The following is a 25,052-nucleotide window of genomic DNA, read 5'->3' as shown; positions in this document are numbered from 1 at the left end:
ATCGAGCCGAGCACGTCAGCTACCCGGCGTACCGAAGACCACGCCGCCCTGCTTGACGGCGGCCACGACCCGGGCCACCGCCGGGTCGCCGAGGAACAAACGGAACCCGACCACCACCGAGCCGGGCGCACCCGCGCGGGCCCGGCCGGCCAAGCCGAGCTGGCACAGCACGACGTCGGCGTCGGCCGGGATGGCCGCCACCGAGCTGTGCTCCACGGTGACCGGGAGCCGGCGCAGCTCGTGGCGCAGCTGCCCGGCGAGCATGACGCTGCTGCCCATGCCCGCGTCGCAGGCCACCACGACCTTGCGGATGCTGTCGCCGTGGATGCTGGTCGTCACAGCTCATCCTCCTCGCCGCCGCGGGTCAACCGGCCAAACCCGAGCAGCAGCGAGCCGACGACGAAGGACACCGCGGCCGCCACTGCCACCCCGGCGAGCACCCCGAAGTAGCCGCCGCGCGGGGTTTCGGCCAGGTACGCGAAGATGCTGCCCGGCGAGGGCGTGGCCACCAGCCCGGCCCCGGTGAGCATGAAGGTCAGGATGCCCGCGGCGCCACCGCTGATCGCGGCGAGCACCATGCTGGGTTTCATCAGGACGTACGGGAAATAGATCTCGTGAATGCCGCCCAGGAACTGGATCGCCATCGCGGCCGGCACGCTCGGGCGTAGCGACTTGGGCCCGAACAGCAGGTACGCCAGCAGGATGCCGAACCCGGGGCCGGGGTTGGTCTCGAGCATGAACAGGATCGACTTGCCGGTCTCGGACGACTCCGCGATGCCCAGCGGCCCGAGCACGCCGTGGTTGACCGCGTTGTTGAGGAACAGCACCTTGGCCGGTTCGATCAGGATCGCCGCGGCGGGCAGCAGATGATGCTCGACCAGGAAGCGCACGCCCTGCCCGGCCCCCGCGGTGAAGATCCGCACGACCGGCCCGACGATCAGCGCCCCGCCCAGCGCCGCGATGGCCCCCACGATGCCGGCGCTGAAGTTGTCCACCAGCATCTCGAAGCCGGAGCGGATCCGGTTGGCGGTCAGCCCGTCGACCAGCTTCAGCAGCCACGCGGTCAGCGGACCCATGATCATCGCGCCGAAGAACATCGGCGAGGGCGCGCCCACGATCAGCCCTGTCGTGCCGAGCGCACCCACCACGGCCCCGCGCTGGCCGTGCACCATCCGCCCGCCGGTGTAACCGATCAGCACCGGCAGCAGCACATGCGACATCGGGTCGATCAGCGCGGCGAACCGCTCGTTGGGCAGCCAGCCGTTCTTGAAGAACAGCGCGGTGATCAAGCCCCAGGCAATGAACGCGGCGATGTTGGGCATCACCATGCCGGAGAGATAGCCACCGAAGCGCTGGACCTGCGCCTTGACCCCACGGTCCTGCGTTGGGGGCGCGTACAGCTCCGCCACGTACGGCTCCTCACCTCTTTCGGTGGAAATGTTGTACCGACGAGATCACGTAGTGTCAATCTCCGCAGCGTGCGACGCCGATATTTGGGAACATTGCCCCAGTGGCTGAAACCGTCTCGCCGTGGTGGCGCCGCGGACCAGTAGTGGCCGCGGCGATTGTGGCCGTGCTGGCCGTCGAACTGGTCTACGGCTGGCGCCCCCTGCTCGGCGCGTTCCACCAGTTGCGCACCCCGCACTGGAACTGGGTGGCCGGCGCTCTGGTTGCCGAGATCGCGTCGATGGGCAGTTACGCCCGCATGCAGTGGGCCCTGCTGCGCGGCGCCGGTACGAAGATCCGGATGCGCCGGCACGTCGCGCTGACCTACGCCGCGCACTCACTGAGCGTCACCCTGCCGGGCGGCCCGCTGTTCTCGACCACGTTCAACTTCCAGCAGATGCGCCGGTTCGGGGCCTCCTCGGCGGTCGCGTCGTGGTGCATCGCGCTGAGCGGGGTCATGTCGGCCGGCGCGCTGGTGGTCATCGGCGCGGTATTCGGCATCCTGAGCCGCAGTACGGGCAGTTGGCGGACGTTGCTGCTGTACTCGGCGGGGGCGCTCGCGGTGGCGCTGGGCGTACGCGTAGTGGCCCGGCGACCGCAGTTGCTGATCACTCCGGCGCAGCTGCTGCTCAGCATGGTGAACCGGTTGAGGCACCGGCCGGGCGACACCGGGCACACCCGGCTCACCAGCTTCCTCGACCAGTTACGGTCCGTACGCGTCAAGCCGGCCGACCTGAGCATCGCGGTCGTGCTGGCCGTGGCCAACTGGTTGCTCGATGCGCTGTGTCTGTGGATGTGCTGCATCGCGCTCGATGCCGACGGGATCCACCCGGTGCAACTGGTGATCGCCTACTGCGCGGGAATGGCGGCGGCGAGCGTACCGATCGTGCCGGGTGGTCTCGGGGTGGTCGATGGCGCGCTGATCCTGGGCCTGGTCGCCGGCGGGTTGACCGGCAGCACCGCGGTGGCCGCCGTGGTGCTGTACCGGCTGATCAGCTTTGGCTTCGTGATCGGCACCGGCTGGCTGGTCTGGCTGGTGATGCGCGGGCGTACCGCTAGGGCAGGAACTCCTCCGGGCGCGCTGGCCCGTTAGCCTCCGCGCCGCGCCGGCCGAACACCTTCCAGCCGCGCTTCTTCTTCTCCGGCCCCTTGGCCGCCTCGCCGTTGAGCACGGCCAGGCGGTGCTGGGCGACCGGGTTCTCAGGTTCCAGGCGCAGCGAGATCATGAACGCCTGCCGGGCCTGGTCGGCGTGGCCCAGCGCGTCCAGCGTGACGCCGTGGGTGAAGTAGTAGTGCGCCTCGTCGGGTTCCAGCCCCACCGCCGTACGAGCGGCCTGCTCGGCGTCGGCGTACTGGCGATCCGCGGCGAGCAGCGCCCACGCGACCCGGTCGTGCCACAGCGCGTTCTTCGGCTCCACGATGACCGCCCGGTAGGCCATGGTGACCGCCTCCTCGTGCCGGCCGAGCAGCGTCAACGCGCGGCTCGCGATCGCCAGCGAGCGGGGGTCGGCCGGTTCCAGCGCAATCGCCCGGTTCGCCGCGTCGAGCGCCTTGTCGACCTCGTCGAGCACGAGCCGGATGCGCGCCATCAGGATCCAGCCGGCGGCGACCTCCGGGTCGGCGGCGAGCACCGGCTCGAGGTGCTGCGCCGCGGCGGCCGGGTCCACCCGCTCGAACAGCGCGGCGGCCCGCGCCACCCCGATCTCGGTGGGGGTGGTCAGGCCGCCCACGCGCTGCGCGACGGAGTCCTTCAGTTCGACATCGGTCATGCCCGCGCCCCGGCCTGTCGGAAGTTAAAGCTGACTAGGGCATTTTCGGCAAGTGCGCAGGTTTTTTGAGCCGGTTCGCGGAAAACTCCTTCTTACGCGGGCACCGTGGCGTAGGCGCGGACCGGGAACGTGCCGAACGCCGAGATCCGGGGTGGCACGGCGCTGAACAGGGCGCCGGTGGGCGGCAGCTCGGCCAGGCCGGTCAGGTGCTCGACAACCGGGATGCCCGCGTCGAGCAGCACGCTGTGGGCCGGGCGGGCCCCGGCGCTCTCCGGCGCGACGTCGTCGATGTTGACCGCGTCGATGCCCACCAGCGCAGCACCGTGCCCGGCCAGCCAGCGCGCCCCGGCCTCGCTCAGGTACGGCGCATCCTGGGCGTACCCCGGCTGGCCCCAGCGCCGGTCACCACCGGTGTGCAGCAGCACCGCCCGGCCCGCCACGTCGAAGTCCTGCAGCGCGTCGACCTCCACCCCCCGTACCCCGCTGCCGGCCGTGCGCACCACCACCGCGGGCAGGTCCGCGAGACGTTCCAGGGCCAGCCCGGCCAGATCGGTGCCGTCGGCATAGCGGTGGAACGGGCTGTCCAGGTACGTGCCGGTGTTGCCGAGCATCGAGATCCGATCGATGGTGAACTCGGTGCCCTCGGCGTAGATGTTGCGCGACGCCTCCCGGGTCAGGTGCGGGGTGATCTCCGGCTCGGGCAGCCCCGGATAGGTCACCATGCCGTCGGCGATCACGTGGTTGAGCTCCACCCAGCGCAGCCGGGGCCGGCCCTCCGACGGGCCGGCGGGCGTGCCGAGGTGCGGCTCGGCGAACACCCGGACGTTGCTGAGCTCGACGTGCTCGACCATCAGCAACCGGCACGCCGCCACGAACAGCCGGGCGATCTCCGCCTCGGTCGTGCCGGCGTGCGGCACATCCACCCGGAAGCCCTGCGTCTGCAGCCCGCCCCCGTTCGAAAACGTCACGACGGCATCAAACTGGGCGCGGTGCTGCAGCGGCATGAGGCTCTCCCGGGTTACTTGTTCAGCTCGATGATGGCTTCGATCAAAAGCCAGACGCCGAAGATAACGAAGAGTGCGGCGGCGCCGTACTTGATGGCCTTCTCGGGCAGGTGCCGGCCCAGCAGCCGGCCGACCAGGATGGCCAGCGCGTCCGCGGCCACCATGCCGACGGTGGAACCCAGCCAGGTGCCGAACCAGCCGTACTGGGTGGCCAGCGTGATGGTCGCCAGCATGGTCTTGTCGCCCAGCTCGGCCAGGAAGAACGCACCGCCCACCGCGAGGATCGCCGAGCCGGTGCTGCGCTCGGCCTTCGTCTTCTCGTCATCGGTGAGCTTGTCGCCGCGCAGCGTCCACGCGCCGAAGGCCAGGAACGCGATTGCCGCGACCAGCGAGATCCAGCCGGTCGGCAGCGTGGCGCCCAGGCCATAGCCGACGCCGACGGACACCAGGTGCACGACCGCGGTGGCGACCGTGATGCCGATCAGCACCGGCAGCGGCTTGAACCGGGTGGCGAAGGTGAGGGCCATGAGCTGCGACTTGTCGCCAAGCTCGGCCACGAAAATGACGGCGAAGCTGACCGCCGTCGCGACGAGGAAACCGTCCATGAAAAACAAAACTCCCGGTGCGCAGGTCGGACCGGGCTTCGGGGCACAAGGCGACCTCGACCCGGCCATGAGAAGGCCAAGTCGAAGGTCTCGCTCGCCCCGGCAGAGCCGAGGCCGTGGGGCCGGATCGCGGGACGGTATCCCATGATCAGTATGTCGACCACAACGTTGGGAGCTACTCCCCTTCGCGCAAGCGAGCGTACCGGACGGCCCGGAGATCATGGCCAGGGTGGCCCTGTGACCCTGCAAACAGCTGTCCGCTCGGGCTCGGTCGTGCGTCTCAGCAAGCCGGCGGCGTCCGCACGGCTACCTGCCGCGAGAACGCCGCCGAAGTGGTCCGGTTGTCAGCCGGCACCCATCAGAGCCGCAGTCAGATCAAGGTGAGCCTGCTCGACGTGCCGCTGCGCCGGGATCACCTGCTGGAACTGATCCCAGCTCCGCGAGCGTCAGTGACCGGTGATGTGACGCTGCAGCTCGAGGCGGGTCAGCTCTGTGGACGTACCGGAAACCTCTGCCTTTGCCGCAGTGGGGTTGGGCTGAGGTAGCGGCTTGCACTTGCGGTCGGAGATGTCGCCCTTGACCCGCGCCGGCAGCGTGCCGTTGGCCAGGTAATCGGCGATGGTGAGGTCCACGCACGCGTTGCCGAACAGCGAACCGGCGTGGGTCGTGCCGCCGACACCCTCGACCAGCACCGAGTTCGGGAAGCGGCGGCGTACCTCGAGGCTGCCACTGAACGGCGTTGCCGCGTCGAGGGTCTCGCTGATCAGCAGCACCGGCGGGACCTTCTTGCCGTCGACCGACACCGGCTTGCCCGCCTTGCCCGCCCAGTCCCGGCAGGGCGCGTTGTACCAGGCGTTGCCCCACGTCTCGAACGGCGCAACCTTGTTGATGGCGGTGTTGTCGGCGCGCCACTTGGACCACGACGCCGGCCATTTCACGTCGGTGCACTGGACCGCGAGGTAGACCGCGTACCCGTTGTCGGAGCCCTTGCTGGTCGGGTTGGCCGAGTCGAACAGGTCCTTGAGCGCGCTGATGTCGTGGTCGTTGACCCACGCCGAGTACGCCGACGCGACCGCTTCCCAGCCGAAGACGTAGTACCCGGCCTGCAGGAACACGTCGGTCAGCTCGTTGCCGCCAAACTTGTGCACCGGCTTCTTGGTCAGCTTGGCCCGCTGCTGGTAATAGCCCTGCTCGACCGCGTTTCCGGTCTTGCCCAGGTGGTAGACGGCGTTGTACTTGGCCAGCCAGGCGAAGTAGACCTTCATGGTGCGTTCGAAGGCGACGTCCTGGTCGAGGTTGGCGTCGTACCAGACCCGGCTCGGGTCGACGTTGCCGTCCAGGACCATCTTGTTGACCCGCTGCGGGTAGAGCGTGGAGTAGACCTGGCCGAGATAGGTGCCGTACGAGAAGCCATAGAAGTTGATCTTCTGCTCGCCGAGCGCGATCCGCAGGCTCTCCATGTCGCGCACGGTGTCGATGGTGCTCAGGTGGTTCAGCAACTCGCCGCCGGCCTTGGCACAGTCCTTGGCGTAGCCCTTGGCGCGCTTGAGGTTGGCCTTCTCGATCGCCGCAGTCACCGGCACATAGGCGGGCCGGCCATAGCTCGCGTAGTCCGCGTCGCAGCTCAGCGCGGGAACGCTGGAACCCACACCACGCGGGTCGAAGCCGATCCAGTCGTAGTAGTCACCCGCACCGGCAGGCACGTAGCCGCCCAGCATCGACAGCGACAGCCCGGAACCACCGGGGCCGCCCGGGTTCACCAGCATCGCACCCTGGTAGCCCCGGTCCGAGGTCCGGTGCTTGATCCGCGACACGGCCAGCTTGATCTTCTTGCCGTTCGGCTTGGCGTAGTCCAGCGGCACGCTGAGGTAGCCGCACTCCGCCTTGGCCGATGCCAGCCCCGGGTCCTTGCAGGCGCCCCAGCCGATCGCGGAGTACCCCGCGGATCCCCGGGACGGCGTGTCCGATGCGGCGTGGGCCGCGACAGCGCCGGTGAGCACCAGCCCCAGCGTCGCGGCGGCCGCCAGAATTCGTGGCATGAGCAGCCCTTCGTGGTGGTTTCGACCCATATGGTGGAACGCGGGCGACGGCCGAAGCCGCCACCCACGCCGAAGCCCCACGAAAGAGCGAGCAGGTGATCAGGGTCTTCTGGTGCGCTGCGCAAGCAGAGCGAGGCCACCGAGGCTCACCACGACCAGGCCGTAGATCAGGGCCGTCGAACGCAACCCGTACGTCGTAGCGGCAAGCCCGGCGATCACGGCCGGCACGCTGAAGGCCACGTACGAGATGGTCAGCGCAACCGCGAACAGCTCGCCCCGCTCGGTCGGCGCAGCCAGCAGGGCCAGCGTGCCGAACGACGCCAGCGACGAGGCGCCGAACCCGATCCCGGCGAGCACGGTCCCGACAGCGGCGGTGAGCACCGAGCCGGCCTCCATGCCGATCAGCGTGACCGCGGTGCCGATGCTCAGCAGCGCCCCAGCGATCACCAGCACCCGCGGCGTCGGGTACGACCGCAGCGCGAACGCCGTCAGCGCACCGGTGCCGCAGAGCAGCGACACCACCAGGCCGCCGATCAAGTGGCTGCCCAGCCCGAACACGCCCACCGCGACCGACGGGCCGAGCGACATGTAGAGCCCGCCCAGCGCCCAGCTCGCCACCAGGATCGGGACGAGCGCGAACAAGTCGGCCCGCAGCCGCGCCGGCACCCCGAGCTTGGGCAGCAGCGAGGCCACCACACCCGGGCGCTTCGCCGAGGTCTCTGGCAGCAGCAGCACGAGCACACCGGCCAGCACCATGCCGGCGAGCAGAATCGCCCAGACCAGGTGGGTCGGGCCGGGGGCGTACTGGACCAGCGCGCCGGCGCCGAGCGAGCCGAGCGCCAGACCCGAGGGCGGCACGATGCTGTTGAGCAGCCCGGCCCGGCCGGGGGCGTGCGGCGGGTTGAGGTCGACCAGGGTCGCGCCGAGCGTGGTCATCGCCGCCCCGGTGGCCACACCCTGCAGGAAGCGGGCGGTCAGCAGGACCTCGACGTTGCCGGCGCTGACGAACAGGATCAGCGCCACGACTTCCAGCGCGATGGCGGCGGCGAGCACCGGGCGGCGCCCGATGTGGTCGGACAGGGCGCCGAGCACGAGCAGCGCACCGACCAGGCCGACGACGTAGACCGCGAAGACAACCGTCAGCGTGACCGCGGAGAAGCCCCAGAGCTGCTGATAGACCACGTACAGCGGGGAGGGCGCGCTGGAGGCCGCGGTGAACGCGATGAAGATGGCGGCAATGGCGGCGAACGCAACGGGACGGGAAAGACGCTTTCGCCGTACGTTCTGCTCGCTCGAGATCATGGTGGTGGACATGGGCACTCCCGTTCCTTGCCTCATGACAGACAGGTCTGTCTAGCGCCTCGCACATTAGACAGACCTGTCTGGTATCGTCAAGCCCATGTCCGCTGCATCACCCCGGGTCTCCGCGAGGGATCGCCTGCTCGCCGCCGCCGACGAGCTCTTCTACGCCGAGGGCGTGCACACCGTCGGCATCGACCGCATCATCGAGCACGCCGGCGTGGCCAAGGCGTCGCTCTACAACAGCTTCGGCAGCAAGGACGAGCTGATCCGGGCGTACCTCGAAGGCCGCCATGCCCGCCGCCGCAACCGCATCCTGACCGGCTTGGAACGCTGGAGCACGCCGAAGGACAAGCTGCTGGGCGTCTTCGACCTGCTGGCCGAGCAGACCGCCCTGCCCACCTACCGCGGCTGCGCGTTCTACAACGCCAGCGCCGAATCCGAGCCGGGCAGCGTGGCCGAGGAAGTCTCTGCCACCATCCGCGCCTGGACCCGCGATCTGTTCGCACGCCTGGCCCGCGATGCCGGCGCCCGCGACCCCGAGAGCCTGGCCGCCCAGCTGATGATCCTGTACGACGGCGGCCTGGTCGGTGCTCGCATGGACGGCGACTCCTCCCCGGCCCTGGTTGCCCGGTCCGCTGCCGCCGCCCTGCTGCAAGCGGCTACCACGGCTCCCTGACCGGCTTGGCCGGCGCGAGGGCCTGCACCTCGGCAACTCCGCCGCCAACTGGGTCTCGCGCGTCACGAGGAGTCGATGGGGGCGAGCGCGTCCGGAGCGTGGTGTTCGACAACGCAACTCACTCGAAACCCGCGCACCCCCTTGACACCCCGACGTGCCGCCCCGATGTCCCGGCCCCCAGGTGCCCGAAATGTCACCATGAGGCGATGGACGTCCGCCGCCGTCAACCCTGCTGGCTGCACCCCCACATGGGAACAACCACGCTCGACGACCGCGCCCCGGAGGCGTACATGGTCGCGCTGCAGCATGTGGCCATGACCCTGGACGCCGACCCGGCGTGGGGCAGGTGGTGGCAAGCTTCGGGCGTACCGGAATGCGAGCTGGGCATAGTCGCCGAGAACCACCTCGACCACCTGCACCCCAGCGCCGACATCCGCAAACTCTTCGGCAAGATCCGCGCCAATTTCACCTGCGCCGCACCCCCGGCTCCGGCCCACCGCCCGGCCGACCTGGTGCCGCTCGCGATCCAAGAGGTGACGGGAATGTTCGAGGTGATCCGGGAGGCGATGGGGCTGAGCGCGCTGCCGCCGGTGCCGCCACTGCCGGAGTTGCCGGACCATGTGGCTACGCCGGAGGTGGTGCATCGGGCGCTGCCGCCGGAGCCGGGAGAGCTGGACCAGCAAGGCTATTTGACCCTCACCCAGATCCAGGAATTCTTCGGCGACGAACCACCGGTGAGGTAAGGCTTGTCCGGAGCGGCGACACCTACTTCCGCCTGTGAGTTCTTGGCGGTTGACGCCCACCCGGGTCCGGTTGGCAACTATTCGTGATCAATGCCTACCCATTGGTGAGAAGATTGGCACGCCCCTGGGGCTCGATCAGGGTCTTGCGGCCGACGCCGGCGCGGAACTGGGTCAGCGCCTCGGCGTAGCTGTCGAGTGGGAACCGGTGGCTGATGAAGATCTCCGGGTCGAGTACGCCAGCGGTCAGCATCTCGCCCGCCCGGTCGAAGCTGTGCAACACCGCCATCGAACCGGTGATGGTGATTTCACGGCGGTAGATCTCGTACGGCTCAATCTCGACTCTTGCGTCGTAGGCCGATACCCCGAATTGCAGGAAAGTGCCGCCGCGACCGACCCGCTTCAAGCCGTCGCGAATGGCAGCGGGCGCGCCGGTGCAGTCGATGACCACGTCCCAGCCGCGGGGTGCGTCGAGCTCGCCGGCGTTGGTGACTGCGGACGTACACCCCAATCGTTGTGCCGTTTGCAAGCGCTCGGGGTTGAGATCAACGATCGAAACGGTGGCCGCCCCGGCACGCTTGGCCAATTCGAGCATCATCAGGCCCATGGTGCCGGAACCGTAGATGAGAAACGTGTCGGCCAGGCGGCGCGGAAGCACATCGAAACCGCGGATCGCACAGGACAGCGGTTCGATCAGAGCCGCATCGCGGGCCGCCAAGCCGCCGGAAAGGCGATACAGGTTGGCGCGCGGCGCGGCAACGAACTCGGCCGCCGCGCCACTCCTGGTGACCCCGATGGCATTCCAGTTCTCACACTGGTTGCCCCGCGCGCGTTTGCATTGGTAGCAATAGCCGCAGTACAGCGAGGGATCCACGGCGACCTGGTCGCCGACCGCGTAATCGGTGACCTGCGCGCCGACCTCGACGATCTCCCCGGCGAATTCGTGGCCCGGGACGATCGGAAAGGCCGGCGCAAACTCCCCGTCCATGATGTGCAGATCGGTGCCGCAAATGCCAACCGCAGCCGGCTTGACCACCACGTCCGTGGGACCGGGCACGGGATCGGGCAACTGCTGGATCTCGAGCGTGCCCGGGGTGACCACCACTGCGGCTTTCACTTGACCGCGCCCATGGACAGACCGCGGACCAGCTTGTTCTGCGCGACCCAGCCAGCGATCAGCACCGGCAGCGACACCAGGGTGGCCGCCGCGCAGAGCCGGGCCAGGAACAGGCCCTCGGAGGAGATGAAACCGACCAGGAAGATCGGCGCGGTGCCGGCGTTGGTAGCGGTCAGGTTGACCGCGAGGAAGAATTCGTTCCAGGCGAAGATGAAGCAGATCAGCGCCGTCGCGGCCAGGCCGGGCGACACGATCGGCAGGATGATCCGGCGGATCGCGGTGATCGTGCTGGCGCCGTCGACCTCGCCGGCCTCCAGCACCTCGCGGGGCACCTCGAGCAGGAACGAGCGCATCATCCACACCGCCAGCGGCAGGTTCATCGAGCTGTAGAGGATGACCATCGTCCAGATGTTGTCGAGCATGCCGAGGTTCTTCACCAGCAGGTAGAGCGGCAGCAGCGCGGCGACAGCAGGCATCATCTTGGTGGAGATGAAGAAGAACAGCGCGTCGGTCCACTTGGCCACCGGGCGCAGCGACAGGGCGTACGCGGCCGGCGTGGCCAGCACGACAACCAGCAGCGTGGAGAACACGCTGGCCATCAGCGAGTTGAGCAGGAACGGCATGATGTTGCGGTCGAACACCGTGACGTACTGGTCGAGGGTCGGGGTGAAAACCCACGAGGGCGGGTTGCTGGCGGCGTCCTGCTCCTGCTTGAAGCTGGTGAGCACCATCCAGATGACCGGGAACACGAAGATGATCCCGGCGATCCAGGCGATGACGCCCCAGAGGGAGTTGAGCAACCGCCGCTTCGGCGCGGCACTGAGCGTCGTCATCGGCTTTCCTCCATGCGGAACAGGCTCGAGATGACGCGCAGCGCGAACGTCGCCACGATGATCGTCAGGATCACCACGATGACGCCGGCGGCCGACGCCTCGCCGTACTCGAACTTGCGGAACGTGGTCAAGTAGATCTCGTACGGCAGGTTGGTGGTCGCCTGGCCCGGGCCACCCTGGGTGATGCTGAAGATCGCGTCGAACGTGTTCACCAGGTAGATCGAGCCGAGCAGCGCACCGAGCTCCAGGTACTGCCGCAGGTGCGGGATCGTCATCTTGGTGAAGATCTTCCACGCGTTGGCGCCGTCGACGCGGGCCGCCTCGAGCACCTCCTCGCTCTGCGACTGCAGACCGGCCAGCAGAATCAGCATCATGAACGGCGTCCACTGCCAGACCAGCGTCGCGATGACCGCGGCCTTCGGGTACGACGACACCCAGTCGGTCGAGCCGCCGAACAGACCGTTGATCAGGCCGTACGCGGGGTTGTAGATGGCGTGCTTCCACAGCAGCGCCGCTGCGATGGGCATCACCAGGAACGGCGTGATGAGCAGCGTGCGTACCACCGAGCGGCCCAGGAACTTGCGGTCGAGCAGGATCGCCAGCCCCAGCCCGAGGATCATCGAGAAGATGACCGCCCCGGCGGTGAGCAGCACGGTGTTGAGCAGCGCGGCCCGCAGCCGGCCGTCGCTGAGCACGGTGACGTAGTTGTCGATGCCGATGAACGAGCGGTCACCCGGGCGCAGCGCGTTCCAGTCCAGGGTGGACAGCACCAGCGTGAACAGGAACGGCACCTGCGTGATGATGAGCGCGAAGATCAGGCCGGGGAGCAGTGGTGCCCGGCGGATCCAGCGGTCCTTGGCGCCGCCCTTGGGGGGCACCACGGGGACCTGCTCCGGCTTGGGATCCGTCCGGGTGATGACGTCGGTCATGGTCGGCCTTCCGGTCGGTCACGGCGGCGCTGCCCCTCGGCAGCGCCGCCGGGAGCGCTACTTGTAGTTCTTCGCCACGTCTTCGGCGAGTTTCTGACCGTCGTCCAGGGCCTTGTCGACCGTCGAGCTACCGGCAATCGCGGCGCTCACTTCCTGCGACACCTTGGTGCCGAGGTCGGAGAATTCCGGGATGCCGACGAACTGCACGCCCAGCGCGGGGCGCGGCTGCACGCCGGGGTTCTGCGGGTTGGCGTGCTCGATGGAACCCAGCGTCACATCGGCGAACGCCTTCGCGGACTCCTTATACTCCGGGATCGAGTAGGTGGAGGTGCGCTTGCCGGACGGGATCCGCGACCAGCCGAGGTTCTTGCCGACGACCTGCTCGTAGTCCTTGCTGGTGGCCCAGGAGATGAACTTCCAGGCGGCGTCGGCCTTCTTGGTGGTCTTGGGCATGGCCCAGGCCCAGGTCCACAGCCAGCCGGAGTACTCGGTCTTGTTCACCGGCGCGTAGACGTAGCCGACCTTGCCGGCAACCTTCGACGCCTTCGGGTCTTCCAGGGTGCCCGCGGCGGAGGTGGCGTCGTACCACATGGCGGCCTTGCCCTGGCCGAAGGTGTTGGCGCATTCGGTGAACCCGGCCTGCGGGGCGCCCGACTCGCCGTACTGCTTGACGAGGTTGACGTAGAAGTTCGTGGCTTCCTTGAACTCCGGCGAGTTCACCTTGGGCGTCCAGTCCTTTTCGAACCAGGTGCCGCCGTACGTGTTGACCACCGTGGTCAGCGGCGCGAACAGCTCGCCCCAGCCGGGCAGGCCCCGCAGGCAGATGCCCGCAACGCCGGCCTTCTTGTCGTCCAGCTTCTGCGCGAACTCGGCGACCTGGGCCCAGGTCGGCTTCTCCGGCATGGTCAGGCCCGCCTTCGCGAACATGTCCTTGTTGTACATCAGAAACGACGACTCACCGTAGAACGGCGCCGCGTACAGCTTGCCGTCCTCGCCGGTCAGCGACTGCACCATCGGCTTGAGCAGGTCGCCCTGGTCGTACGCGGTGTCCGCAGCGGCCTGGGTGGACAGCTCGTGCAGCCAGCCGTTCTTGGCCCAGATCCCGGTTTCGTACGCGCCAACGGTCGCCACGTCGTACTGGCCACCCTGGTTGGCGACGTCCTGGGTCACCTTGTCGCGCAGTTCGTTCTCCGGGAGGATCGTGAACTTGACGGTGATGCCGGTCGCCTTCGTGAAGTTGTCGGCGGTCAGCTTCTGGATGTCCTCCATCTGCGGGTTGCCGACCATCAGCGCGGTGATGGTGTTGTCCGAGGAGTCACCCCCAGCGGTCGAGCCCGCACCGGAACAGGCGGACAGCGCGAGCGCGCCGGCGGCCGCTCCCGCAATCAGCAACGACATTCTTCTGTGCACAGCGATCCTCCAACTTAAGGACATGCGGAAACGCGCCGGCTTTGCATCGCGCAAGCCGGTTTCTCTTCGGTGTTCTCTCGGGTTACACCCGGATGACTTGCGGACCCAGCCGGGAATAGCGGTGCGCCTCGGAGGCCGGCAGGCCGGTATCCGTGACCAGTGACTCGAAATCGGAGATCTCGGCGAACCGGCAGAAGGTGCGGACGCCGAACTTGGTGTGCATGCCGGCGAAGATGCGCCGCCGGGCCGCGCGTACGGCCTGCGCCTTCACATCGGCCACCGCCGGGTCGGGGGTGGTCAGCCCGACTTCCCGCGAGATGCCGTTGGCCCCGACGAACGCCAGGTCGAGCACGAACCCGGCCAGCATGCCGCTGGCCCAGTGGTCGACCGTGGCCAGCGTGCGGCCACGGACGCGACCGCCGAGTAGCAGCACGGTGGCCGGGGTGTTGGTGGACAGCCAGGCCGCGGTGTTCAGCGACGCGGTCACGATCGTCAGCGGGCGATCGGTGGGCAGCGCCTCCGCGATCAGCTGCGGGGTGAATCCCTCGTCGATGAAAATGGTCTCGGCATCGCCGATCAACGCGACGGCCGCGGCGGCGATCCGCCTTTTCTCCGGGACCCCGCGGGTGGTGCGCATGGCGAGGTCGGTTTCGAATTTCGCGGTCTCTACCGGGTACGCACCCCCGTGCGTACGCCGCAGAAGACCGTGCTTCTCCAGCAGTCGCAGGTCGCGCCGGATGGTTTCCGCCGACACGGAGAGCTCCGCGGCCAGCTTGGCCACGTCCACCTCACCTTGACGCCGAGCCAAGGTGACTATCTGGTGTTGCCGCTCTTCCGCGTTCACATCTCACCGCCCGTCCGCTGCCCGCCCTGCCGTACGCCATTTGTAACACCGAGGAAACCTGTGGTCCCCGTCACAACCTACGGTGATTCGGACTGTCTCTGACCGTTTGCCGATCGCTTACCACACCCTGATATCACCCCAATAGTCGATCAACTGGGAGCAAAGCCGTGACCGATTGCCCGAAAGTACCGCCCGCGTTGTGCCCGAGGTTGTGAGAGCGGTCCGCGTGAGCTGTGGTTTCGGGCGCCCACAGGCCGTTATCGGCCCGTGATCTCGGGCTCGTCCGGGGCACGATGACCGAAACGGTCATGGCCGTAATCCTCAATTTCGGCGCAAGCCAGCCGACCTTCGGGGTCATGGGCATGCTCGCAACCCGCCAGCTGACGGAGTTCCTCTCCGCCGTGGCTGACCGGCCGGACGGACCCGCGGCGCAGTACGCAGCCGTGGAGTGCGCCGCGCGCGCTCTCGAGGCCGACATCGCCGTGCTGATGGTCGACGGCGGCATTGTCGCCTCGGTCGGGCTGCCCGCCGAGCAGGTGCCTCTCGCGCTGTCGGGTACGGCGTACTCGCTGGCCCACGCCGACATCGACGGGCCCGCCCCCGGTCAGCTCGTCCTCGGTCGTACCGGGGAGCCGTTCACCGACGAGGAGATCTGCCTGTTCCGCGGCATGGCCCGGGTGCTGGAGCTGAGCCTGCAGGCGTTGCACATCACCGCGTCGCAGCGCAAGCTCACCGACTCGCTGCAGGAACACAAGCGCCTGTTCGACCACCTCACCCGGGTGCAACGGCTGATCGCCCGCCGCGCCCCGTTGCAGCAGATCCTCGACTCCATCACCGCCGGCGCCGCCGAGTTGCTCAGCGTCGAGGTGTCCTCGCTCAACCTGCTGGAACGCGACGACCGCTCGGTCGGCAGCATGGTGTCCAGCGTTGGCTTCTCCCCCGACCTGGCGCCCCGGATGCAGCGCGTGCCATTGCCGTCGGCGGGCGTGGCCGGGCTCGCGGTGCTGGGCGACGAGCTGGTCATGGTCGACAACTACGCCGCCTCGCCGATCGCGATCCCCGAGGTCGTCGACGGCGGGCTCAAAGCGGTGATGGCGGTGCCCGTACACGAGAACGGCCAGGTGGTCGGCTGCCTCACGGTCGGCACGTACGCCGCCCCGCGCGAGTGGGACAAGGCTGCCCAGGATGTGCTGCGGGCCTTCGCCGAGCACGTCAGCCTGGCGCTGACCGACGCGCAGACCCTGGAGGCGATGAACCAGGCGTTCCACGACTCGCTGACCGGGCTGGCCAGCCGGGCGCTGTTCATGACCCGGATGGAACGCGCGTTCGCGGCCGGCGGCGGCGTGGCCATGCTCTTCGTCGACCTGGACCGCTTCAAGGTGGTCAACGACTCGCTCGGGCACGGCGCCGGCGACCTGCTGCTGCAGGCGGTGGCCGAACGGATCCAGAGCTGCCTGCGCGCCGGCGACACCGCGGCGCGCCTTGGCGGCGACGAGTTCGCCGTGCTGCTGGCCAACGGCGCCGGGGCCGGGGAAGCCGTGCCGGTGGCCAAGCGCATCCTCGAAGCCATGCGCCAGCCGTTCGATCTGGGCGGGCCCGCCGAGGCGTTCATCAGCTGCAGCATCGGCGTGGCCTACAGCATCACCTCCGGTCCGGAAGAGCTCATGGTGCGCGCCGATCTGGCCATGTACCACGCGAAGAAGCAGGGCAAGGACCGCTACGAGATCTTCGAACCGGCGTTGCAGGATTCCTTCCAGGCCGGTTTGCGGCTCGAGGCGGATCTGCGGCGCGCTGTGCTGCGACACGAATTCGAGCTGCGGTACCAACCGATCGTGCACCTTCGTACCGGTGAGATCACCGGCCTTGAGGCCCTCGTGCGCTGGCAGCATCCCGAACGCGGCGCCATTCCCCCACTCGACTTCATTCCGCTGGCCGAGGAAACCGGGATGATCATCCCGATCGGCGAATGGGTGCTGCGCGAAGCCTGCCGGCAAACGGCCACCTGGAATGCGCGGCGCACCGGTCAGCGCCCGCTGACCGTGAGCGTCAACCTGTCGTCCGTGCAGTTGGATCAGCCCAATCTGCCCGCCGTGGTCACCTCGGCGCTCAACAACAGCGGGTTGCCGGCAAGTGCGCTGGTGCTGGAACTGACCGAATCGCTGGTGGTCGACCACCGCGAATCCACGCTGCGCCAGCTCGAACAAATCAAGGCGCTGGGGGTGCGTCTGGCGATTGATGATTTCGGTACGGGCTATTCGTCGCTGGCCTATCTGCGCCGCTTCCCGGTCGACATCATCAAAATCGACAAGAGTTTCGTGGACGATGTCGGCGACGAACCCACCGCTGCCGCCCTGACGCTGGGCATCATTCAGCTCGGCCAGGCGCTCAGCCTTTCCACGGTCGCCGAGGGCATCGAGGATCTGGGGCAGCTCAACGAACTCGCCGACGGCAACTGCGAACTCGGGCAGGGCTACTACTTCGCCGAGCCGCTGACCGAATGCGCCACCACGGAACTGCTGTTCCCGACCGATCAATGACCCCAGGCGCCGCTCGACCACGACGCCTTGACCGGGGTCCAGCACCAGGTTGCCGTCGTTCTGCAGCCACAGCCGGAAACGGCCATCCGCCGACCGCAACGCTGACTGCCGGTGCAAAGAACGGCCCGGCGCGAGGATGCGCTGCCACGAGTCGGTCACGGCCTTCTGCACATCATCCAAAAGCAGCTGCTTCGGTACGCCCCAGGGCTGTTGGTTGAGGCTGGAGTATGTGTTCGTCGCTCAACTCACGGCTGTCAGCGGATCAACCCTGGAACCAGCTCGAAAGCCGACACACGATGGAGGTTGGAGGGGCTGCCCCGCCTGGTCAGGTCACCCCTGACGGCAACCGCCTCGCCTGAGTTGTGCGCGCTGATGGCCAAGGCGTAGTCCTGCTCGGTCAGCTCGGCCCATACTCGCCACAGACGCTCCGAGTCGTCGCCCTCCATGATGCCCGCGATACTTACCTGGCCAACGCCGTAGTTGCTCTCGCGGTGCAGCCGAACGACGCTACCAATGATCCGGACGTCTTCCTCGGGGGCACGCGCCCGCATTTCCTTCGCCGCCTGCGACAGCACCTGGATGATTTGCTTCTCTACGCGAATGACTGACGTCGGCTCCACAGGACGCGAGACCGCCCACTGGAAGCTCAACTCGTAGGGCGACTCCGACTCGCCAGCCAGCCCGGCGAGCGCCTCACAGAGATTTGCGCTCACCCCACCGTCCGCTTGAGACGTGAAAGCCTCCAACCCCTCGTCCTGCTGGACAACGAGTTGAGCCGCATTGCATGCTTTCGCGCTGGACGAGTAGAGCAGCTGGGACACCTGACGCTCGAAGGGCATTGATTCAGCCGCGTTTCTTTCACCCTCGAAGTCGATCGTGTCCTGACCGATTCGTGGGGGAAGGGGCACCTCGACAGACCAGATGTAGCTCCCCTCGTAGCTGGGGCCGAGGCGAACCGAGCGCATGAACTCCACCGCGGCAGCCGGCTTCTTGGCAGGCTGAACCAGCCTTCGTAAGGGGCTCGCGACCCCTACGGCCGCAGCAAGCACCCACTGACGAATATGATCCAGCGCTTCGGAGGCATCATTCAACGGAATGGTTCCGGATGGGGATTCCGGTATGATTTTGACATATTGAATATCCGACGCCGCAGAGGAGATGTCGCGGAAGATGTCGATATGCTGCCGTTGCTCCACCTTGGCCACCAGGTCCAGAAGCTGCATGACGAAGCCGGCATAGCCCTTCATGCGGGAGCTGGCGGGGACGAGAGCCTCCACTTCGCCTTCCGCCACATTCTTCCGCCACAGCGTGCCGCCCGCCTCCGGCGTCGCCCACCAGCCCTTACTGCGAAGGTAGAGGGCGATCTGGGACGGCTCACGAGCCGTCAGCGCCTGCGCATCAACGATATGAACATCCATGACAACACCTCCGCTCACCGGTGGCCGCGACTGAGCAACCCGACAAGAGTATCTGTATTCAAGATATTCTTTTGGGTACGGTTGTTGTTTTCGAAACAGCCACCGACAACTCGACACGTGGCGTTTCATTCATGAGTGAAACCCAGTATGCAGCATGATGCAGGCGCAAGCAATCTTCTGAAGCAGCGGCGTACTTGGCTTTCTCCGGTGGAACAATCACCAAGAACAGATACCGCGGGAGTGGGAAATCCTTTCCGACCTGACCGACCAGCCGTCATAGTTGGCGATGGTAAGCGGGTAGCGGAAGCTTTCGTCATCGCCGCCAGGCGCGGACCAGGATTTCACGTGGGCCTCGATGGCGGGGTATCGAACCGAGCCCAGCGATCCCGGGAAGCCCAGTTGGACATCCACCCCATCAACATCCAGGTCCTTCTTGGACGTGACGAGCCCAGCAGCGCACGCCAGGCTCCGTACAAAAGCTTCACCGTAGTGCCCCTGCCAAACCCTGTCTTCGAGCGCCATATCGATCCATCCGGGGGATCGGTCATCTAGTCGAGCGACAAGGGCATCAGGCTGCTGCGATCAGGAATCCCACGCTTGCCGCGCCCAGCCCAGCCAGCACGCTGCTCAGCGCATAAGCCACAGCCACGAACCGCTGCCCCTCACGAGCCAGCCCCAGAATCTCGAAGCTGAATGTCGAATACGTCGTGAGCGCCCCGCAGAACCCCGTCCCCAGCAACGCTGCCAGCCAAGGCGCCACCGGCATCCCCAGCAGGAACCCGAGCAGCATCGACCCGGCCACGTTGACGGTGAACGTCCCCCACGGGAACCCGGAGAGATGCCGCCCCTGGACGTACCGGTCGGTCAGGTAGCGCAGCGGCGCCCCCACTGCGGCCCCGAGAGCCACCAGCAACGCCGTCACGCCCGGACCACCGATTCGGCAATCAGCGTGCCCAGCCAGACCGCCAGCACAGCGCCGACCAGCGTGGCCGCGCAGTACGTCAGGCCGGCGAGCGGGGCGGCGCGCAGGACGTCGACGGAGGCGGTGGAGAAGGTGGTGTAGCCGCCGAGCACGCCTACTCCCCAGAATGGGCGGATCAGGAGCTGCTGGGGCCAACGGCGGGTGATCAGGACCATCAGGATGCCGATCAGGAAGCAGCCGGTGACGTTGATGGCCCAGGTTGACCACAGCGAGTGATGGAACAGAATGCCGATGCTGTAGCGGGAGAGGGCTCCGGCTACGCCGCCGGCTGAGATTGTCAGGAGCACTCGCACGCTACGAATCTAGCGGAGGGGGCAGCAGCCCTCGGCCAGCTCGGTGGTGGCTACGACATTGTCGAATTCCACGCCGGCGGCTTGTTCGATGAGCAGGGGTGACCAGGATGGGCCGGTGCCCGCACCACGCAGGGTGATGTTGCGGAGGGCGGTGTCGCGGTATTGCAGCACGCTCACCTCGCCGTCGACCTCGCTCTTGCCCCAGCCGGCCGCGCGTACGGCATACAGCGGTCCGTGCCAGCGTACGCAGATGTCCTTGATCTCGATGTTCGTCCCCACCTGCTCGGAGGTGACGAACCGGTCCGTGTTGTCACCCGGTAACAGGCGGAAGCCCATGTCGACGTCCTGCAAGCAGGCGCCCTCGACCCGGACGTCGTGCACGGAGCTGAGGTAGAAGCCCTCCAAGGCATCGCTGACCCGCAGGTCAGTAACGGTCAACCGATGCGGGTGGAAGGTGGGGCCGATGATCGACGAGACATCCTTTCCCACCGCACCCCAGTGCACGGCCACGCCGGTGTAGCCACCACGGATCGTGATGTCGTGCAGGGTCAGGTCACTCACCGCACCCATCAGGGCGATGCAGTTGGCGTGCTTCTCGCCCAGGCGTTCGACGTGGATGCGGCGCAGGTCGACCCGGCCGATCCACGACGGGGTTTCGGCATACAGGTAGTCGCCGACGGTGATGGCGGTGCCGCGGTCGCCGCCGTGTTCGCCGGGGTCGGCCGGGGGTGGGCGCAGGCCGAGGTCGCTGACCTCCACGTCGGAGCCGAGGATGTGCAGCACCGGATGACCGGTCGTCCCGGCCGAGACCAGCCACGTTTCGGGCTGGCCGCCGTTTGCTCCGGCCACCGAGGCACCGCGGATGGTCCAGCCGCCTGGCACCCGCAGTCCGTCGGCGATCGTGTGGATGCCCGGCGGCAGCTCCAGCTTGCCGGCGGGCGTCGTGTCGAGCACTTCCTGCAGGACGCGACGATTGCGGCCGGCGTCCACGCCAAGCGCCGGGCGATGGATCATGCGCCAGCCACCGGAACGACCCGGCACGACAAGCCCCGGTCCGCTTGCTTCAATCCGACCAGGATCGGCCCGCCCGAGGGGGTGGTCCGGCGCAGCGTGATGCTGCCGGGGGCGCGCTTCACCACTTCCAATTCCACGGCTACTTCCGCAAGCAGATCAGTAGCCGTAACGCCGAACTGATCAGCCGGTCGCGACTTGTGCACCTCGGCAACAACCCGCGTACTCGCACGGCGGGCAATGCGCAGCGCCTTGAAACCAGCGCGGGCTGGCTTCTTGCGGGCCCACTTGTGCGTCGGCGACACCGGAAGCGGGGGCGCCGGCGTTACCGGGGACACTTCGAGACGAAAGACCTCCGGTACGTCCGCAGGGATGATGGCCAGGTCGCAGCCGGTCGGCACCGGGGCGGCAACGGTGGCCGGGCCGCCTTGTGGACGTACCGAAATCTTGTCCAGCCGCAGACCCAAAGCGGCACGCGCGGCAATCCGGCCCGTGGTCCACGCCGGCCGCGACGGTTCGGCCAGCTCGACCATCAGCAAGCCGTCCTCGTCGAGGTCCTCGGGTCCCAGGTCGAACTCGACGGTTGCCTTGGCCCCACCCGCGCTGCGCAAACCCTGCCGCCGGGCCAGCACCGCCGCCCCCCGCAGCGCACCCTGAGCGCGCACCAGCACCAGCCGGGGCAGCTCAGGCGCCAGCCGCGACGGGCGCACCCGGTCGGACCACCAGCGGGTCGCCACCTCGTCCAGATGCACCAGCACTGACACGCGGGTCGGCACGCCGGGGTTGTGCATCTTGACCCCTACCGCACCGTAATCCCCGGTCACCCGGCCAACGATGGACTGGCCCCGCACGACCTGGTCGACGATCGCCAGGTCACGGCCGCTGCCCACCTCAAGCGGGAGACCCCCGACGTAGTGCGGCGCCTCGTCGTAGTCGGTGGCGAACCAGGAGCCGATCATGCGCCGAAGTCCGTCCGGGTCATCATCGGCTCGCGGCGCGTCCACATCCGCTCGACCGAGGCGTACATCGGGTCGGCGTCGGCTTCGATGTGCCGGAACGTGGCGCGCAGGGTCTTGAGCATGGTGTCGGCCGGCCAGACCTCCCACTGCGGGACGAGCGGGGTGACCACGTCGGTGCCGCTGCGGTAGAGCCACAGCCAGAGCCGCGCGCGGCGGACCTGCTCCTCGGTGACCAGTTCCTCGCCCGCGCGGATGGCGGTGATGCTCTGCTCCAGGGTCTTCCAGTACGCCTCCTGGTCCTCGACGACCGTGGAGAGTCCGCAGGAGCTCCACTCGGACCAGCCGGCCTGGATCACCGGGATGCCGTAGGCGGGCAGCTCGTTGCTGACGCTGCCGCGCACGGTGACGCCGAGGTCGGTCAGGCTCCACAGCGCGTTCTTGCTGAGCGTGGCGCTGGGCCGGAACGCCATGTGCTTGACGCGCTTGTACTGCGCGGCCACGGAGTCGAAGAAGCCGGTGGAGTCATACAGTGCCTGGCTGGGGTGGTCGAGGAACAGCCACTGCGCCTCGGGGTGCTCGGCGGCCCACGCTGCGGTGCCGGCGAACCAGTCGGCCAGGCTCGGGAAGAGTTCCTTGTTGGTGCCGAGCGCGTCCGAGACGGCGTGGTTGTAGACCGTGACGATCGGGCGGTTCGGATCAAACCCCAGACGATCGACCACATGGGTACGAAGCCGGGCCCGCTCGGCCGGATTGTTGAGGTCCACCGACGCGGTCACCCCACCCCGCCACCAACTGGGCCGGCCCAGGTTGACCTTGGCCCGCCACGCCACCAACTCGGCGGTCGGGCGCAGCTCCTCGCGCCGGGTCCAGACCTTGCTCTCGAACACGTCGCCGATCTGACGGGTCAGCTCAGCCCGGAACGTACCGGTGCGGGTGTCGTTCTCCGGGAACAGCCCGTACGCCTTCATGCACCCGGTCTGCTGGGTGTGGATGATCGGCACCTGTGCCTGACGGGCGGCCTCGGCGGCGAGCCCCCACTGGTCGTAGTCGACGTGGCTGGTGACCAGGGCCACCACGTTGCGCTGGAACAGCTCCTGGTAGATGTCGTGCAGCCGGGTGGCGTACGCGTGCCGCAGTTGGTAGTCGGGCCGGGACTTGTACCCCTCCGGCAGCCGCGGCAGCTTCGCGAGGCGGCAGAACGTCGCGTCGGTGTACTCCACGATCGTGTCGTCGTGCCGGGCCGGGGTGGCCGAGGTGCGCACCTTCTCCCAGACGTCGATCACCTCGGAGCCGGCAAACGCGTCGCTGACCTTGCGTACGACCTCAAGGTCGAAGCCGCTCCACAGAGTCTTCATCCAGGCGTCCTCGACGCCGGTGAGCACCACCATGCGGGCCGGGTGCATCCGCCGCAAGGCGTTCGCGAACACCAGGTTGCGCAGATTCACCCGGATGTCCTGGTGGAACATCTCCACCACGATCACCGCGTCGTCGGCCGGCTTCGGGAGGTTTTTCTCCCAGTAGACGGTTGCCGACTCCAGGAACCACTGGAGTTCTTTGCTGTTAGCTTTCAGCCACACCGGCGTTCGTGCCTCTCAGATCAATTCCCAGGACAGCGGCGTGCCCTTTGCCGCGTCCTGCTGGAAGGTGCGCCCGAGCACCAAGGCGATGCTGTCGGGGGCGAGCCCGCCGGTCGGGCGGATGGACCGGACGTTCTCCTCGCTGACCACGTCGCCGGCCTTGACGTCGGCGACCACGTACAGCGACCGGCGGAAGCGCAGGCCTTCCTTCTCGGCTTCGTTCGGGCCGATGGTGGTGGTGCCCAGCCCCTGCCAGGCCCGCTCGGACTCCACGACCAGCGCGGCAAGCTCCTGCGGCTCCAGCGAGAACGCCGAGTCCACGCCGCCGTCGGCGCGGTCCAGGGTGATGTGCTTTTCGATCAGGCAGGCGCCGAGCGCGACGCTGGCGATCGGCACGCCGATGCCGAGTGTGTGGTCACTCAAGCCGATCGGCACGCGCAGCGCCTCGGCGAGCACCGGGATGCGGCGCAGGTTGGTGTATTCCGGCGGCGCCGGGTACGAAGCGGTGCACGACAGCACGACGATGTCGCTGGCCCCGGCGCCCCGGGCGGCATCCACGGCGGCGGTGATCTCCTGCAGCGTGGCCATGCCGGTAGAGATGATCAGCGGCTTGCCGGTGCTGGCGCAGAGCCGGACCAGCGGCAGGTCGGTGATCTCCGACGACGCGATCTTGTACATCGGGGCGTCGAGCTTTTCCAGCAGCTCGACGGCGGTGCGGTCGAACGGGCTGGAGAATGGGGTGAGGCCGTGCTGGCGGGCCCGGTCGAAGATCGCCTCGTGCCACTCCCATGGCGTGTGCGCGCGCTCGTACAGGTCATAGAGGTATTCGCCGCCCCATAGCTCGTGGCCCTTGGAGAGCTGGAAGCGCTCGTGTTTGACGTCCACCGTCATGGTGCCGGCCGTGTACGTCTGGATCTTGATGGCGTGCGCCCCGGCCTCGGCGGCGGTGTCGACCAGGGCGAGCGCGCGGTCCAGCGACCCGTTGTGGTTGCCCGACATCTCGGCCACGATGTACGGCCGCTGACCGGCGCCGATCTCCACATCGTCAACGATCACTGTGCCGTTCCTCCCTCTCCGTCCACACCACGGTCTGCGGTGTGCCGTCGATCAGCCGTTCGTAGCGCTTGGTCTCGCGGAAGCCGAAGCGCCGGTGCAGGGCGATCACCTGCTTGTTGCTGGCGAGCTGCTCGCCGCCCAGCCGGGTCAGCCCGAGCGGGCCGAACGCGTGGTCCACGGCGTCCTGCTCCAGGCGCAGCCAGGCCGGCAGCAGCTTGCCGCCCAGACCGGCCACGTCCAGGTAGAAGCTCCAGCTCGCCGGGTCCTCGCGCAGGTCGAAGATCACCACGCCGCACGCCTGCTGCGCCTGGGTGTAGATCAGCACGTGGCGCCGCGGGTCGGTGGTGGCGTTGTCCCACCACTTGGCGTGTTCGTCGGGCGTGATCACGTGGGTCGTCAAGCTGACCGCGCGCACATCCGGGTGGTTACGCCAGGAGAGCACGGTGTCGCGGTCAGCGTCCGTAGCGGCACGCAGCACTGGCGGGTACACCTCTCACGTTCATCT

25 protein-coding genes are annotated in these 25,052 nt (G+C 67.9%); 4 read left to right on the top strand and 21 right to left on the bottom strand.

The window, feature by feature from the left end:
• Positions 1-15: 15 nt before the first annotated feature.
• Together TFC3_RS02830 and TFC3_RS02825 are read right to left on the bottom strand one after the other, a co-directional pair.
• Positions 16-279, bottom strand: a complete 264-nt coding sequence (locus TFC3_RS02830) for a PTS lactose transporter subunit IIB (protein ID WP_067505836.1) — start codon at positions 277-279, stop codon at positions 16-18.
• Between the two features lie 56 nt (positions 280-335).
• On the bottom strand, positions 336-1,409 hold the full coding sequence (locus TFC3_RS02825) for a PTS mannitol transporter subunit IICB (protein ID WP_067495168.1): 1,074 nt from the start codon (positions 1,407-1,409) through the stop codon (positions 336-338).
• 101 nt (positions 1,410-1,510) lie between these two features.
• On the opposite strand from TFC3_RS02825, the gene TFC3_RS02820 reads away from it, so the two are divergent.
• The gene (locus tag TFC3_RS02820) at positions 1,511-2,539 is read left to right on the top strand and encodes a lysylphosphatidylglycerol synthase transmembrane domain-containing protein (RefSeq protein ID WP_067495165.1); all 1,029 of its coding nucleotides are present in this window, start codon (positions 1,511-1,513) and stop codon (positions 2,537-2,539) included.
• Here the strand turns inward: TFC3_RS02820 and TFC3_RS02815 are convergent.
• The 5 genes from TFC3_RS02815 to TFC3_RS02795 form a co-directional block, all read right to left on the bottom strand.
• The gene (locus TFC3_RS02815; protein WP_067495162.1) at positions 2,502-3,215 is read right to left on the bottom strand and encodes a tetratricopeptide repeat protein; all 714 of its coding nucleotides are present in this window, start codon (positions 3,213-3,215) and stop codon (positions 2,502-2,504) included. The genes TFC3_RS02820 and TFC3_RS02815 overlap by 38 nt on opposite strands.
• Before the next feature lie 92 nt (positions 3,216-3,307).
• The gene (locus tag TFC3_RS02810) at positions 3,308-4,183 is read right to left on the bottom strand and encodes a cyclase family protein (RefSeq protein ID WP_369819559.1); all 876 of its coding nucleotides are present in this window, start codon (positions 4,181-4,183) and stop codon (positions 3,308-3,310) included.
• A 50-nt stretch (positions 4,184-4,233) separates the two neighbouring features.
• Positions 4,234-4,824, bottom strand: a complete 591-nt coding sequence (locus TFC3_RS02805; RefSeq protein ID WP_067495156.1) for a TMEM165/GDT1 family protein — start codon at positions 4,822-4,824, stop codon at positions 4,234-4,236.
• A gap of 446 nt (positions 4,825-5,270) precedes the next feature.
• Positions 5,271-6,863, bottom strand: coding sequence for an alpha/beta hydrolase (locus TFC3_RS02800; protein WP_067495153.1), 1,593 nt, complete (start codon positions 6,861-6,863; stop codon positions 5,271-5,273).
• A gap of 99 nt (positions 6,864-6,962) precedes the next feature.
• Positions 6,963-8,177, bottom strand: a complete 1,215-nt coding sequence (locus tag TFC3_RS02795) for an MFS transporter (protein WP_067495150.1) — start codon at positions 8,175-8,177, stop codon at positions 6,963-6,965.
• An 85-nt stretch (positions 8,178-8,262) separates the two neighbouring features.
• On the opposite strand from TFC3_RS02795, the gene TFC3_RS02790 reads away from it, so the two are divergent.
• Both TFC3_RS02790 and TFC3_RS02785 read left to right on the top strand, forming a co-directional pair.
• Positions 8,263-8,841, top strand: a complete 579-nt coding sequence (locus TFC3_RS02790) for a TetR/AcrR family transcriptional regulator (protein WP_067495147.1) — start codon at positions 8,263-8,265, stop codon at positions 8,839-8,841.
• Positions 8,842-9,047: 206 nt separating this feature from the next.
• Positions 9,048-9,584, top strand: coding sequence for a hypothetical protein (locus tag TFC3_RS02785; protein WP_067495143.1), 537 nt, complete (start codon positions 9,048-9,050; stop codon positions 9,582-9,584).
• Between the two features lie 94 nt (positions 9,585-9,678).
• On the opposite strand, the gene TFC3_RS02780 is transcribed toward TFC3_RS02785, so the two are convergent.
• From TFC3_RS02780 to TFC3_RS02760, 5 genes are all read right to left on the bottom strand, one after another.
• Complete coding sequence (locus TFC3_RS02780; protein WP_067495140.1) at positions 9,679-10,698, bottom strand: zinc-dependent alcohol dehydrogenase family protein; 1,020 nt, start codon at positions 10,696-10,698, stop codon at positions 9,679-9,681.
• Positions 10,695-11,531, bottom strand: a complete 837-nt coding sequence (locus tag TFC3_RS02775) for a carbohydrate ABC transporter permease (protein ID WP_067495137.1) — start codon at positions 11,529-11,531, stop codon at positions 10,695-10,697. The genes TFC3_RS02780 and TFC3_RS02775 overlap by 4 nt, the downstream gene beginning before the upstream one ends.
• Positions 11,528-12,460, bottom strand: coding sequence for a carbohydrate ABC transporter permease (locus TFC3_RS02770; protein WP_067495134.1), 933 nt, complete (start codon positions 12,458-12,460; stop codon positions 11,528-11,530). Before TFC3_RS02770 ends, TFC3_RS02775 begins: the two co-directional genes overlap by 4 nt.
• Positions 12,461-12,517: 57 nt before the next feature.
• Positions 12,518-13,858, bottom strand: coding sequence for a sugar ABC transporter substrate-binding protein (locus tag TFC3_RS02765; RefSeq protein ID WP_067495131.1), 1,341 nt, complete (start codon positions 13,856-13,858; stop codon positions 12,518-12,520).
• A gap of 94 nt (positions 13,859-13,952) precedes the next feature.
• On the bottom strand, positions 13,953-14,714 hold the full coding sequence (locus TFC3_RS02760) for a DeoR/GlpR family DNA-binding transcription regulator (protein WP_067495129.1): 762 nt from the start codon (positions 14,712-14,714) through the stop codon (positions 13,953-13,955).
• 308 nt (positions 14,715-15,022) lie between these two features.
• Here TFC3_RS02760 and TFC3_RS02755 point away from each other — a divergent pair, with 308 nt between their 5' ends.
• The gene (locus TFC3_RS02755) at positions 15,023-17,251 is read left to right on the top strand and encodes a bifunctional diguanylate cyclase/phosphodiesterase (protein ID WP_236717952.1); all 2,229 of its coding nucleotides are present in this window, start codon (positions 15,023-15,025) and stop codon (positions 17,249-17,251) included.
• Positions 17,252-17,505: 254 nt separating this feature from the next.
• Here TFC3_RS02755 and TFC3_RS02750 read toward each other — a convergent pair whose 3' ends face one another.
• From TFC3_RS02750 to TFC3_RS02710, 9 genes are all read right to left on the bottom strand, one after another.
• Complete coding sequence (locus TFC3_RS02750; RefSeq protein WP_067495126.1) at positions 17,506-18,669, bottom strand: hypothetical protein; 1,164 nt, start codon at positions 18,667-18,669, stop codon at positions 17,506-17,508.
• A 216-nt stretch (positions 18,670-18,885) separates the two neighbouring features.
• Complete coding sequence (locus TFC3_RS02745) at positions 18,886-19,191, bottom strand: hypothetical protein (RefSeq protein WP_082771825.1); 306 nt, start codon at positions 19,189-19,191, stop codon at positions 18,886-18,888.
• 46 nt (positions 19,192-19,237) lie between these two features.
• Positions 19,238-19,591 (bottom strand): fluoride efflux transporter CrcB, encoded by a 354-nt coding sequence (gene crcB / locus TFC3_RS02740; RefSeq protein ID WP_067495123.1) that lies wholly within the window; start codon positions 19,589-19,591, stop codon positions 19,238-19,240.
• The gene (locus TFC3_RS02735) at positions 19,588-19,944 is read right to left on the bottom strand and encodes a CrcB family protein (RefSeq protein ID WP_236717951.1); all 357 of its coding nucleotides are present in this window, start codon (positions 19,942-19,944) and stop codon (positions 19,588-19,590) included. Before TFC3_RS02735 ends, crcB begins: the two co-directional genes overlap by 4 nt.
• Before the next feature lie 9 nt (positions 19,945-19,953).
• Entirely contained in the window at positions 19,954-20,958 is a 1,005-nt protein-coding gene (locus tag TFC3_RS02730) for a hypothetical protein (RefSeq protein ID WP_067505831.1), read from the bottom strand.
• Positions 20,955-21,914, bottom strand: a complete 960-nt coding sequence (locus tag TFC3_RS02725) for a hypothetical protein (protein ID WP_067495117.1) — start codon at positions 21,912-21,914, stop codon at positions 20,955-20,957. The genes TFC3_RS02730 and TFC3_RS02725 overlap by 4 nt, the downstream gene beginning before the upstream one ends.
• A complete protein-coding gene (locus TFC3_RS02720; RefSeq protein ID WP_067495114.1) occupies positions 21,911-23,491 on the bottom strand; it encodes a hypothetical protein in 1,581 nt (526 codons plus the stop codon). Before TFC3_RS02720 ends, TFC3_RS02725 begins: the two co-directional genes overlap by 4 nt.
• Positions 23,492-23,506: 15 nt before the next feature.
• Positions 23,507-24,547, bottom strand: a complete 1,041-nt coding sequence (gene pseI, locus TFC3_RS02715; RefSeq protein WP_067495112.1) for a pseudaminic acid synthase — start codon at positions 24,545-24,547, stop codon at positions 23,507-23,509.
• Complete coding sequence (locus TFC3_RS02710) at positions 24,537-25,025, bottom strand: GNAT family N-acetyltransferase (RefSeq protein WP_067505828.1); 489 nt, start codon at positions 25,023-25,025, stop codon at positions 24,537-24,539. Before TFC3_RS02710 ends, pseI begins: the two co-directional genes overlap by 11 nt.
• Positions 25,026-25,052: the final 27 nt, after the last annotated feature.

This window comes from Actinoplanes sp. TFC3 (assembly GCF_001553785.1).
In the GTDB taxonomy this organism is placed as follows: domain Bacteria; phylum Actinomycetota; class Actinomycetes; order Mycobacteriales; family Micromonosporaceae; genus Actinoplanes.
This window is presented reverse-complemented; position numbering and strand designations above follow the sequence as displayed.